This window comes from Candidatus Solincola tengchongensis, from assembly GCF_015711935.1.
GTDB lineage: Bacteria > Actinomycetota > Geothermincolia > Geothermincolales > RBG-13-55-18 > Solincola_A > Solincola_A tengchongensis.
Genome location: NZ_JACVJJ010000069.1, coordinates 1 through 12,857, shown reverse-complemented (window position 1 = coordinate 12,857; position 12,857 = coordinate 1). Strand labels below are relative to the sequence as shown.

10 protein-coding genes are annotated in these 12,857 nt (G+C 65.1%); all 10 read right to left on the bottom strand.

What is annotated here, in order from left to right; genetic code table 11:
* A partial coding sequence (locus H7007_RS06185; protein WP_287153948.1) for an FAD-dependent oxidoreductase occupies nt 1-2,052 on the bottom strand: 2,052 nt, incomplete at its 3' end.
* Between the two features lie 628 nt (nt 2,053-2,680).
* Nucleotides 2,681-3,655 (bottom strand): NAD(P)H-dependent flavin oxidoreductase, encoded by a 975-nt coding sequence (locus tag H7007_RS06180; protein WP_287153946.1) that lies wholly within the window; start codon nt 3,653-3,655, stop codon nt 2,681-2,683.
* A 193-nt stretch (nt 3,656-3,848) separates the two neighbouring features.
* Nucleotides 3,849-4,643 (bottom strand): enoyl-CoA hydratase/isomerase family protein, encoded by a 795-nt coding sequence (locus H7007_RS06175; protein ID WP_287153944.1) that lies wholly within the window; start codon nt 4,641-4,643, stop codon nt 3,849-3,851.
* Nucleotides 4,644-4,912: 269 nt separating this feature from the next.
* On the bottom strand, nt 4,913-5,386 hold the full coding sequence (locus tag H7007_RS06170) for a Zn-ribbon domain-containing OB-fold protein (RefSeq protein WP_287153942.1): 474 nt from the start codon (nt 5,384-5,386) through the stop codon (nt 4,913-4,915).
* Between the two features lie 5 nt (nt 5,387-5,391).
* The gene (locus H7007_RS06165) at nt 5,392-6,582 is read right to left on the bottom strand and encodes a thiolase C-terminal domain-containing protein (RefSeq protein WP_287153940.1); all 1,191 of its coding nucleotides are present in this window, start codon (nt 6,580-6,582) and stop codon (nt 5,392-5,394) included.
* A complete protein-coding gene (locus tag H7007_RS06160) occupies nt 6,582-7,727 on the bottom strand; it encodes a thiolase family protein (protein ID WP_287153938.1) in 1,146 nt (381 codons plus the stop codon). Before H7007_RS06160 ends, H7007_RS06165 begins: the two co-directional genes overlap by 1 nt.
* A gap of 138 nt (nt 7,728-7,865) precedes the next feature.
* Entirely contained in the window at nt 7,866-8,339 is a 474-nt protein-coding gene (locus H7007_RS06155; RefSeq protein WP_287153937.1) for a Zn-ribbon domain-containing OB-fold protein, read from the bottom strand.
* Nucleotides 8,340-8,840: 501 nt separating this feature from the next.
* Nucleotides 8,841-9,416 (bottom strand): TetR/AcrR family transcriptional regulator, encoded by a 576-nt coding sequence (locus H7007_RS06150; RefSeq protein WP_287153936.1) that lies wholly within the window; start codon nt 9,414-9,416, stop codon nt 8,841-8,843.
* 43 nt (nt 9,417-9,459) lie between these two features.
* Entirely contained in the window at nt 9,460-10,617 is a 1,158-nt protein-coding gene (locus H7007_RS06145; protein ID WP_287153934.1) for an acyl-CoA dehydrogenase family protein, read from the bottom strand.
* 820 nt (nt 10,618-11,437) lie between these two features.
* Nucleotides 11,438-12,622, bottom strand: a complete 1,185-nt coding sequence (locus H7007_RS06140) for an NAD(P)/FAD-dependent oxidoreductase (RefSeq protein WP_287153932.1) — start codon at nt 12,620-12,622, stop codon at nt 11,438-11,440.
* Between the last annotated feature and the right edge of the window lie 235 nt (nt 12,623-12,857).

Below are 12,857 nucleotides of genomic sequence, written 5' to 3'. Positions count from 1 at the left end.
GTAGAGGAGGTGGATCCTCCAGGGGCCTCCCCGCTCCGCCCGCTCCCTTATGATGGAGGCGAAGGGGGTGATGCCCGAGCCCCCGGCGAGGAAGACCAGCTCCTCGGTGTCCGTCAGGGGCTCGGGGAAGAAGCTCCCCGCGGGGCCGCTGGCGAGGAAGGTGTCCCCCACCCCCACCCTCTCCAGGAGGAAGGGGGAGACGAAGCCCTCCGGGACGCGGCGCACGGTGATGTCCCAGTAGCCCTTCCCCGGCGGGGAGGAGATGGAGTAGGGACGGGAGGTCAGGACCCCGTCCACCTCGCAAAAGAGGTTCACGTACTGGCCGGCGCGGAAGGTGGGGAGGGCTCCCTCGGCGGCCTCCATGCGCAGGGTCTTGGTGCTCCCCGTCTCCTCGATGATCTCCGCCACCCTGAGCCTCACCCGGTCGGGGTGCAGGGAGGAGAGGGCGCGGTCGACCATGATGACCGGAGTTTCCCTCAGTTCCGCCCCCTCCACCTGCTTTTCCAGGTCCGCCTTCAGCTTGCCCACGGCCTCCGGAGCCGGACCTCCTCTCTCCAGGTCCTTGAGCACCTGGCGGGCGGTGAGGTACCCGGAGTACAGGGAGGGCTCGTAGCCGCCACCGATGTTCACCCAGGCCCCGCAGAAGTACAGCCCCTCCAGAGGACCGGCGGCCGGCATACGAACCAGGCCCGTGCCGGCGAACGTCTCGTCGAAACCGATTATGCTGCCGCCCGGATTCCGGGAATAGCGCATGTTGGTGAGGGGGGTGGCCACCTCGACCACCTCGATGTGCTCCCGGAGCCCCGGGGCCACGCGCTCCGCCAGCTCGAGCACCCGCCGCGCCACCCGCTCCTTGGTCTCGAAGTAGCGCTCCGGGGGCAGCTTGAGCCAGGGCTCGGCGAAGGCGATAAAGGTGCACACCAGTGAGGCGGTACCCGGAGGGGAGAACTCCTCGTCCACAGCGTTGTAGGTTGTTACCGCTATGTCCGAGGGCTCCATTATCTCTCCGGCCTGCATCTTCTTCCAGTTGCGGTCGACGTCGAAGCCCTCGCTGTAGAATGTCTCGTGGTTGGCCAGTCCCAGATCCCGGTACGTGCAGTCCACGCCCAGGTACAGGTTGACCGTGGAGGCCCCGGCGGTCCAGGCGCCCAGGCGGCGTAGGTACCAGTCGGGGGTGTTCTCCCGGCCCAGGAGCTGCAGGCAGGTCACGTAGGGGTTGGCGTTGCTCACCACCACCGGGCAGAGGACCTCCGTCCCGTCCTGGGCCTCCACCCCCCTGACCTTGCCCCCGTCCGTCAGGATGCGGGAGGCGCCGTTGCGCAGCCACACCTCTCCCCCCAGCTCCTCGATGCGGTCCATGAAGGCCTGGGACAGGGCCTGGGACTTCCCCTTCACGTGCCAGGGGCCGAACCTCAGATAACTCACCGTGCCCAGGGCGTAGGTGAGGAAGGACAGCCTGGAGGGCGGGTTGCAGTAGTAACCGCAGATGACATCGAGGACGGTGCGGGCCGCGGGGTCTTTTATAAGCGGGTCCCTGACCTCCTGGAGGCTCTTGCCGAAATAGGCGAGCAAAGTGGAAAATTCTTCCTGGTTCTCCATGACCATCTTCATGCCTACCCGGTTGGCGCGCAGGGCCTCGGAGGCGTAGCGGAACATTATGTCCGTGAACTCCCTTATGCCCTCGGCCTCGTCGGGGAACTGCTCGCACAGGGCCTCCTCGAAGTTCTCCCTCCCTATGGGCACCACCACGTCAACCCCCGGGAGCACGCAGCGGTAGAAGTCGGGGATGCGCACGAACTCCACCTTCTCCGTTATCCCCAGGTCCTTGAACATCCTCCACAGGGGACCGGGGTTCCTCTCGTCCCCCAGCCCGGAGAGCTCGTGCAGGGAGATCTCGAACTCGAAACGGCCCCTCAGGAAGGAGGTCGCATAACCGCCCGGTACGTAATGCCTCTCCAGGAGAAGGACCTTCCTGCCCTCCTTGGCCAGTTGGGCAGCGCAGGAAAGCCCTCCCAGCCCCGATCCTATGACCACGACGTCGAAATCCTTCATCTCCTCCTACCTCCCGCTGACCTCGTCCGCCTAGTCCCTCAGCCAATCGATTTCCTCATTCTTCCAGGTGATTCAAAGGCCCGCTCTCCGCCGTCCCCCGGGGCGGCGATCCACGCCGGTCCTCTGAACGCGAGGGTCCCATCCCTGCTCCGGGTCCTTTGCATTCGATATTTCCCATCCGCTTCAGAGCCCTAAAGTATCCCCCGCGAGCGGAGGGGATGGAGCCGATGCCGCCCCGCACATCCTCCTTTTCCCCCATACCCTCACCGAGTCCGTCCTCGCCACGACCGCACCGTTTACCATCCCGAAGCGCTTCTTCCCCTGCGGCCGCGACACGCAGGCCTTCCCTCCACTCGTAGAGTTCACCGCCGCGCCTTTGCTTCCCGAGGCCCGCCATCCTCTCCATCGCCGCTTCCGCCTCCGCCACCATCCCGGGCCATCGGCGGGAAAGGCTGTCCGGCAGGAAGGCCCTTACGCTCTTTCCTCTACCTCCACCCTCCCAAACTTCCGAAATTACCCGTCTCCTCGATGACTTTCTCCGCCTCCGCCACCATCCCGGAAAGCGCCTTTGCGAGCTACCCCGACAGGCGAACCGCCTCACCGATGCGAAAGAGCCTCCCTCGCCTCCCTACCTCCTCAGCGCCGCCATCCTCTCCATCGCCGCCTCCGCCTCCGCCACCATCCCGGGGATTATCTCCCCTATCGGTTTGATCTCCCGGATGAGCCCTACGTCCTGGCCGCAGACCACTATCCCCCCGTCCGGGTCGCCGGTGCGGAACATCTCCCGGGTGAGAGAACCGGCCACCACCTTGATTATCTCCTCAAAGGGTGCCCCCGCCGCCTCCAACTCGGAGGCCTTGAGGGCCGCGGCGTTCTTCCATACCCGGAGCCGGTTGTGCACCGAGCCCAGGATGACCGTGGTATCCGTCTCCCGGGCCTCCAGGAGGCGCCTCTTCACCGCCTCGTGCACCGGGCTCTCCACGGAGAGGAGCAGGCGCGTGCCGATGAGCACGCCTTCCGCCCCCAAGGCCAGTGCCGCCGCCAGTCCGCGCCCGTCGGCGATACCGCCCGCGGCGACGACCGGTATGTCCAGGACGTCCACCGCCCGGGGGACCATGGAGAGAAAGGTGAGATCGGCGTCCCCGATATGCCCCCCTCCCTCGCTGCCGAAGACGGTGACGGCGTGGAAGCCCATGTCCCTGGCCACTTCGGCATGGTGCACGGTTGTGCACTTGTGCATGAGGAGCACGCCGTTTTCCCGCAACCTCTCCACAAGCTCCTCGGGAGGCCGACCGCCGCTGGTCTCCACCGCGGCGACCCCGCCCTCCTCGAGGATGGCCTCCACGTAGAGCCGGTTGTCGATGGGCCGCAAGGCCGGGAAGAGATTTAAGTTCACGGCGAAGGGCCGCGAGGTGAGGGTCTTGAGCTTCCTCAAGGCCTCCCGAAACTCCTCCACGGTCGGAAAGGTGGCCGAGGACATCACCCCCAGCCCTCCGGCCTCGCTCACCGCGGCGGTGAACTCCGGTCCGCTGATCCACTGCATGCACCCGCCGATGACCGGGTGTTCTATACCCAACAACTCGGTGAGACGCGTCTTAAGCATGGAGAACCTCCGTCTACAGCTCCCAGGACGGCCGTCAACCCGCCGGCGCCGGATGGCGGAAACCGCCGGCACCTCCTCCCGGCATTCCGGCACATCCCCGGCATTTACGGACCCTCACGGCAATCATTGCCAATCCCGCCGCGGGCTCGGTGCCGCAGCCGTCCTGCCCCGGCAGCAAAGACCTCTTTTCATCTCATCTCCCGGCTTCGCCGTCCGCCTTACCGGTTCCGGAGACCTTTTCCAGGAATTTCCTCACGTCCTCGCGGTGCTCGGGGGAGACCACCCGCAGGGACTGCACGTAGGCCTCCAGGTTGAGCTGGTCGCGCAGGTCCGCCTTGAAGGCCGCGTTCACGAAACGCTTGGTGTGGGCCAGCACGTCCGGCGGCCTGCCGGCCAGGCGATGGGCCAGCTTCATGACCTCCTCGCCTATCTCCTCATGAGGCATCACGCGGTTGACCATCCCCATGCGCAGTGCCTCATCGGCCTCCACGACGCGGGCGGAGAGGGCGATCTCCTTGGCCCTCACCACCCCTACCCTCTGGGCCAGGAAATAAGCGGAGCCAAAATCGGGGACCAGGGAGAGGCGCACGAAGCTGAGATAGAAACGAGCCCTCTCGGTGGCGTAGGTGATGTCCGAGGCCATGGCCAGGCCAAAACCCCCTCCCACCGCCCATCCGTCCACCTCGGCTATATAGGGCTTTGGGCCCTCGTGAAGCTCATAGATGAGCTCACCCATGCGGCGCATGGTGCTGTTGAGGAGCTCGGGCTCCATCTTCTCCCCCATTATGGTGAGATCCGCCCCGGTGGAGAAGTTCCCCCCGTCGCCCCGGATCACGATAACCCTCACCTCCGGGTCGTCCAGGACACGACGCAGCCCCTCCATGAGGGGCCCGATCATCTCCGCACCCATCGCGTTCATGTTGGGGCCGCTCATTGTGCAGCGGGCCACTCCTCCCACCAACTCGATCCTGAAGGCCTTGCTTTCCATTTCCTTCCTCCTACCGCTGTCCGCCCTACGGTCCACGTATTTAACCGCATGATAAGCGCGGCGCGAACTAGGTACCGAGCGTGTGAACGCACGGACGGCCTACACCGGATACCCTTTCTTCACCTCCCGGGATCGTCCCGCTCAACGATCCAGCAGGTTAAAGCACTTCACGTCCAGCATGCTTCCGGTGCGTTCCTCCTCGAAGACCGCCTTCACCCGCGCACCAACCTCGTCTTAACCCCGCTACTTGCAGGGACCGCTCGTCCCGCTCAACGATCCAGCAGGGTGAAGTGCTTCACGTCCAGCATGCTGCCGGTGCGTTCCTCCTCGAAGACCGCCTTCACCCGCGCACCCACCTTTATCTTCTGGGGGTCCGTCTCGTCCAGATAGTGGAGTATATAGGTGTCCGCGCCGTCCAGCTTGATAACCGCGTACCCGTAGGGTACCGGCTTCTGCTTCCCGGTGGAGGGATCCACGAAACCGAAGCTGACCACGGTGAAGGTGATTATCTCCCCCTCGTCGGAGACGGGCACTAGCTCGGTGAGCTCCACGAAGCAGGGCCCGCACACGTTTCGCGGAGGCACGTAGACCTTACCGCACTTTGGGCACCTTACCCCCACGAACCTCTTGTTGTCCCGCAGCTCGGTGAGGAACCTGGACCCGTACACACCCGCCGACCAGCGGAAGGGCTGCTCCGCCTCCCCGCTCTCCAGTTTGATGAGTTCCTTCCTCTCCTCGGCCATGAACCTCACCCCCGCCGTCTCTCCGGCATCTCCCTGCCCATGAGCAGGACGTCGGACCAGAAGCAGCCCCCGAACCCGGTTGCCAGGGCTATCTCCACGTCCGGGACCTGTCGGTCCCCGGCACGCCCCTGTATCTGCAGCGCGCACTCCGCCACCCGGAGCAGCCCGGTGGCCCCGATGGCGTTGGAGGACATCACCCCTCCCGAGGGGTTCACCGGGCACTCCCCGCCCATGTCCGTGGCCCCGGAGCGCACCAGGGCCGGGCCGCCGCCCCGCTCGCAGAACCCGAGAGACTCCATGTAGCGCAGCCCGGCGAAACTATAGGGGAGGTACAGCTCGGCCACGTCTATCTCCTTGAGGGGGTCCTTGATGCCCACCTTGTCGTAGACCTCCTTCGCCGCCCACTCCAGGGCCGGGAACCACCACCCGTTCTCGAGGGCCTGGTTGACGTAGGGGTCACTGGTGTAGGCCCACAGGTGGCGGTCGGCCACGGCCAATATCCAGGCCGGTCTCTGGGGAAACTCGTCCACAACGTCCTCGGAGGCGAAGACCACAGCGCAGGCCCCGTCGGTGCGCGGGCACATGTCCCCCATCTTCACCGGCCAGGAGAGATAAGGCGAGTTCATGACATCCTCGATGGTCAAATTGATGTGCAGGTGGGCGTAGGGGTTGTTCAGGGCGTGCCGCCTCTCCCGCACCGCCACGTAGGCGGCGTCCTCCTCGGTGGCCCCGGTGAGGTGCATGTACTGGGTGGCCTCCAGGGCCAGCCCGGCCACCGCACCGGCGAAGATGGGCCGGTCCCAGAAGGGGTCGAAGGCGGTGATGATGGCCCCCGTGGTGTCCGACTCCGAGTTCTTCTCCCAACCGATGGCCAGCACCCGGTCGAAGAGGCCCGAGGCCACATGGTAGTAGGCGGCCATGGCCACCGTGGTCCCCGTGGTCCCCCCGGTGGTGAGCTTCATGATGGGCTTCATGAGGGCGCCGCTCCCGTCCACCGACCAGGTGTCCACGTAGTTGATGCCCTCGAAGTGGTCCATGTTGCCGATGACCACGGCATCGATGTCCCGGCGCGAGATGCCCGCGTCCTCCAAAGCGGCGCGAACGGCCTCGTTTATGAGCTCCTGCCCGTTGACGTCGGGCCGCGAGGAGCGCTGCTTGGTCATACCCACACCGACCACGGCGACTCGCTTGCCCATCACCGCTCACCTCCCAGGACCCACACGCAATGCGACTGTCCGCAGGGGCCGTTGATGCCGTGGGCCACCGCCGTGCGCACCCCTTCCACCTGCCTCTCCCCGGCATCACCCCTTATCTGTAAAACACACTCGATGATGCGGTTCAGGCCGGCCACAAGCACCGGGTGCCCGGAGAGGCAGCCCCCGGAGGGGTTTACAGGGAGCTCGCCGTCGAAGGCGGTGGCCCCCGAGGCGGTCAGCTTCGCGCCCTCCCCGGGCCCGCAGAACCCCAGCCCCTCCAGCCACATGAGCTCCATGTAGGTGAAGGCGTCGTAAAGCTCCACGAGGTCGATCTCCTTTCGCGGGTCGGAGATCCCGGCCATGGAGTAAGCCCTGCGCGCCGCGTCCCGCAGGGCGTGCACATCGGACAGGTAACGGTCCCCGAGGTGATAGGCGTCGCAGCAGTGGGCCACTCCCTTGACCCAAACCGGCTTTCCGGGGATCTTCGCCGCACGCTCGGCAGAGGCCAGGACGACCGCCGAAGCCCCGTCGGATATGGGGCAGCAGTCCAGCACCTTCAGGGGCTCGGCCACGTAGGGCGAGGACATCACGTCCTCCACGGTGAGCCTCAAGGGCAGTTGGGCCACCGGGTTGCGGAAGGCGTTGCCGTGGTTCTTCACCGAGACCAGGGCGCAGTCCTCCTCGGTGACGCCGTATTCGTCCATGTAGGCACGGGCCTGCAAAGCGGAGGAGGTGACCGCCTCCACGCCCAGGAAGCGCTCGTAGATGGGGTCGAACATGGCATTGGTTATCAGAGGCATCACGCACTCCGAGCCCTTATGATGGGCGCACACCAGGGTGGTTCCGAAGCTCCCGGACAGGATGCGCATCAGCCCGTAGAATGCGCCGAAGGTGCCGTCCCCTTCCACCGTGGAGACGTTCTTGTCGAAGGAGCCACAGGCGTCCTGCACGGCCATGGATGAAATTGTTCTCCCATCGAAGAAGTCGTTGGACACGGTCACCACGTTGTCCACCTGGTCGATGGTCATCCCCGCGTCCTCCAAGGCCAGGCGCACCGCCTCATAGACCAGGTCCGCGTATCCGTCCTCACGCCTCTCCCGGCGCATGGCGGTCATGCCCACCCCCACTACTGCCACGGGCTCCATTCACCTCACCTCCCGCTTCCCAGCCGCTTTTCCGCATTTCCACGCTCCGCCGCAAACGAAGCCTCCGGGCGCGGGAAGGCATCCGTTCCGAAAAATGGCATAAAATACCACATCCCTTCTCGTTTTCCCATGTATCATTCAACCCACCTCCCGGCAGGGACGGAAATAGCGGACGTCCAGGACGGAACCCTCACGTTCCTCGGCGAAGACCGCCTCCACTGGAAGGCCTCTCTCCAGCTCTCCCTCATCGAACTCATGGAGGAGATGAATAAAGCCGGTGTCCGCTCCCTCAAGCCTTATGATCCCGTAAGCGAAGGGGAGAGGCAGGGGGGAAAGCTGGGGATGGTGCCTGTGGACCACTGTATAGGTGAGAAGAATCCCCCTCTCCCCCAGCTCCACCCACTCCGCGCAATCCCGTTCACAGTCCGGGCAGTTGCGGCGCGGCGGATGATAGACTATGCCGCACCCGGGGCAGCGCGTTCCCAGGAACTTCCTTTCGTCGCGCAGGGCCTGTAGATACCTCGTGCCCACCTCACCGGCCGCCCACCGGTAGGGGACCTTTATCCTCCCCTCCAGGACCACTATTTCCTGTTCTTTCCTCCAGTCCTCCATCCCTTCACCTCCCTCGTCCCCGTGACCCCGTGGCTGCCCTTTACCTGCCGGTCCTCCGTACAATCCTCCCCTCGTAATCCTCCCCCCGGCCGCGAATCGCGGGGCCGGTCTTCGTGAGGGTAGCGCCCCACCTCCCCCGGCTCTGAGGACGCTTGTCTCTGGGCATCCGCCTCCAGGGCCTCCCCCTTTTTCCTAAATCTCCCTCCGGCACTCCGGCCCAAAAAGGCCAGGCCGAATCCCCTCAACACTTTCCGCCGGCCGCGGCGTCCCCGGCGTGTTCGAGCCGCCGCCTCGCTGCTCCCGATTCCTTCCGGCCGCCTCCAAAGACGTCTTCCTGAAAGGTACGCGGCCTCCCCCTCTCCCCGACACCCGATCCGGCACCCCTGCAGGAAGAGGCCGAACCGGATCCCTTCCGCACTTCCCGCCGGACCCCGTATCCACGGCCCGTTGGAGACCCCACCTTGATCCGCTCCTCACGAAGCGCCCGCCGCGCTTCCTTGCTCAGTCCTTCTTACGGCATCCCTGCAGGAAGAGGTCGAAGAAGATCTCCGCTATCTCGTCCGCGTTGTACTTCCCGTCCGGGTGGAACCACACGGAGAGCCAGTTGCACATGCCGGAAATGGCCCGCACGGCCATGGGCACGTCCACCTCCCGGAACCTACCTTCCCGGATGCCCTCCTCCAGGAGCCGGCGGTAATAAGACTCATATTCCCGGCTCAACCCCCGGATGAAGGACCGTTTCTCCGGGGGAAGCTCGCCTTCCTCGGCCAGATAAACGGCGAAGACGTCCCCGTGCGCGGAGAACATGTTCACGTGCCAGCGGATGAGCCGGCGCAGTTTCTCCTCCACCGAGCCCGGTTCATCCATAATCCTCTTGGCCCCCTCCATGAGGCGCTCAGTGGCCGACTCGCAGATCGCGTAGAGCAAGTCGTGCTTGTTGTCGATGTAATAGTAAAGAGCCGGCTTAGTCACGTTGAGCTCGGCGGCGATGTCGTCCATGGTGGTGGCGCGGTAACCCTTCTCCCGGAAAAGACGGGCGGCGACAGCCATGATCTCCTCCCAGCGCGCCTTGTTCATCCCCTTACCTCCTCAGATCCCAAGCCGCGGCAGAACGCAGGCCTCAGGCGTAGAGCCCCAGGCTGGTGGCGATTATCTCGCGCATGATCTCGTCCGTGCCCCCGCCTATGCGCGAGACGCGCATGTCCCGCCAGGCCCTCTGTGCTGGGTACTCCATCATGTATCCGTAGCCGCCCATGAACTGCATCGCCTCGTCGCACACCCGGAAGGCCACCTGGGTGGCCAGAAGCTTGGCCATGGATATCTCCTTCACCGGGTATTCACCGCGGTCGTACCTCCAGGCGGTGATGTAGGTGAGGGACTTAGCCGCCTCCAGCTCCGTAGCCAGATCGGCCACTCGGTGCGCTATGGCCTGGTTCTTGACGATGGGCTTCCCGAACTGCGTCCGCTCCCGCCCGTACTCGATTGCCTGCTGCAGGGTCACCTCGGCGATGGCGATGACCGCCACGGCCACTATGAGCCGCTCCCCTTGCAGCTCCCACATGATGTTGTAGAAGCCCCTCCCCTCCTCGCCCAGCAGGGCATCCTCAGGAATTACCATATCCTGGAAGTATATCTCCGCCGTGTCCGAGGACCACTGACCCACCTTTTCCAGCTTACGGGAGACGATGTATCCAGGGGTGTCCGTGTCCACGAGGAAGAGGCTCATGCCCTTATAACCCTTTTTCTCCCGGTCCGTCCGCGCCAACAGGGTCATGAAATCCGCCCGGTAGCCGTTGGTTATGAAGATCTTGTTGCCGTTGACCTTCCAGCCGCTGGGCACCCTCTCCGCGTAGGTCTTCACGGCGGCCACGTCGGAGCCGGCCCCCGGCTCGGTTATCCCCAGGCAGGCTATCTTCTCGCCACGGATGGCCGGCACCAGGTACCTCTGCTTCTGCTCCTCGGTCCCGAAGGCCAGGATGGGGGGCGTGGCCATGCCTATCTGCACCGCCACCCCGGTGTTGACCCCGAACGAGCCGCACTTGGCCAGCTCCTCCATTAGGACGATGTTTGTGAAGTAGTCCCCACCGCCTCCACCGTATTCCTCCGGGAAATGCAGCCCCAGAAAGCCGAGCTCCCCCAGGCGCCGGAAGACCCAGTCGGGAAACATACCCTCCGCCTCCCACTCCTCGGCGTGGGGGACTAGCTCTCTTTCCACGAACTCTCGAACGCTGCGCCGCAGCATCTCGTGTTCCTCGGTGAAGAAAAGGCTGCTGTTCATGACCCTCCCCGGACCTCCCTTTGGCTCGTGTCCGCCGCCGCTGTCCCTCCCCGGGCGGACAAATTATTTTACTTAACGTTTAGTAAATTATAAAAAGATCGCACGGATGTCAAGTCGAGGTCCCTGCGAGAACCATCGTCCCTTAATCCCCGCGGGATCGCTCGTCCTGCCTGTATGACCAGGCGGAACATCGTCCCTACGGTTGGCCCGGACGACGAGGCGCACCTCGGTCTCCCCCGCCTTCCAAGCGGCCTATGGGAACGAACCCGTCCCTCCCACGGGAAAGGAGACCGGCCGCACGAGCTGGCGGGTTGCGATAGATAGGATAGGTCGCCTAGCCACAATGGATGCCTTGTCGTGGGGGCCGGGAGACGACCTTCGTGGAGATTATGGAAGGACTAGCCGGCGGGCCGCAAACGGATAGCCATCCCGCTCCCGTGGGCGCTTCGTTCGGCGGTAGCCGGAAGAGAGGTTCGGGGATGGGATGGGAAAGAGGGTAAGGTAGTCTTCCACGCGGGCTATCGGGTCACAGGCGGACAGCTCGCCTCATCCGATGATGCTCCCTCGGTGACGGCCGCGGACACTTTTCCCGGAGCGTGCGAGGAGAAGACCGTTATCACGGCGGGACGGCGATGCCGAAGGACCTCTCGAGGGCGAGAAAAGGAAGAATGTCAACATCCTGAGGATCCCGCGGGAGACCCCGGCACCTTAGACGGTAACCGCCGTGGTGTTCCCCGACGCATGGCGAAGAACGTCCGGGGAGAGCCTGATGTGAGAAAAGGGTTTCCAGAGAGCGGGCAAGGGTGGAGGCTCTTGATACTCAGGAGCGGAAGTGGTAGCTCCCGTTGAGGATACGCCTGACGGCCACTTCCAGGAATTCCCTCTGGAAACCCGGGGCCACGCCTCCGCGCCGCTGCCAGGCCAGAACGGCGCGGAGCAGGCGCAAGATCTCCATGGGCGACATGCCGGCTAGGGCGCTGCGGAACTCCGGCCGTCCCTTGCCCGCCAGAAGGGCGAGGAGCGACCACTCCCGCGCCGTCCTCTCCCGTTCCGGCTTCACCAGCTCGCGGTAGGCTTCCCCCGGCGTACCCCTCTCCCCGCGGGCTGCCGTCCCCGCCAGGTACCCGGTGGCCAGGGCGGAGGATATGCCCTCCCCCAGGGCGTTCATGAACCCCGCCGCCTCCCCGGCCACCAGCACCCGGTGAGTCCCCAGGCAGAAGCGGTTGCGCGCGGCGGGAAAGATGACCCGACAGCCCATGTCCATGAGCGGGCTCCCCCCCGCGAAGCCGTATTCCCTCCGCAGCATGGCGTGGAAGGCCTCGCGGGCCGGGCGCAGCCTCCGCCCGCGCCTTACCGAGGTGTCCACCACCACCAGGTCATCCTTGGCGTACACGGCCGGATAGACACCGTAATCGGCGTCCAGGAAGACGTGGAACACGTCCGGCTCGAGCTCCACGCGGCAGCGGTGATACTCATGGCGGGTGACGATCTCCGGGACCCCGACGGGAAAGTCGGGGTCCAACTTCCTGGCCACGCGGGACAGACCACCGTCGGCGGCGACGAGGACCTCGGCCTTCAGTGAGAAAGCCTCACCATTTCTTTCCAGAAGGACCTCCACCCTGTCGCCCCACTCCGCGAAGTCCACGAGCCTGGTGCCGTCCCATATCTCCGCCCCCGATTCTCGGCACAACCAGGCGTCAAACCTGTCCCGCCAGACGTTGAGGCCCGGTACGCGGACGTCCACCCACCTGCCACCGCCGTAATGAAGGCGTTCCGCGCGTATCTGGAGCGGCTGGGCGCGGACCTCATCAGGGATAGGGCCGAAGTGGCGGCCGAGGAACTCCCGGGCCTCGGTGAAGATATATCCGGAGCAGGGTTTGGGCCTCGGCATCCTCTTCTTCTCCACCAACAGGGTGCGCAGCCCGCCCTCCGTCGCCGCCCTGGCAGCGGCCGCTCCGGCCGGTCCACCACCTACCACGATCACGTCGTAATCCAGGTCCCTCATCCTCGACCCCCCGTCGCGAAGACCGACTGCGCCGTACCCCGTTTCCCGGCTCTTACGCTGGGCAAGGGTCGCGGGTCATCCACTCCACTTTACCATATAAACATCCCGGCTTTGTCCGAAGCCGGAAGGGCGGGGCACATAGGGACTCCGGGGCGTGGGCCCGGGTCGGCGGAAAAATCCCTTGAGCGGGGGACGACAAAAACATCCCCACTTTGTCCGAGCCCGGCAGGGGGGG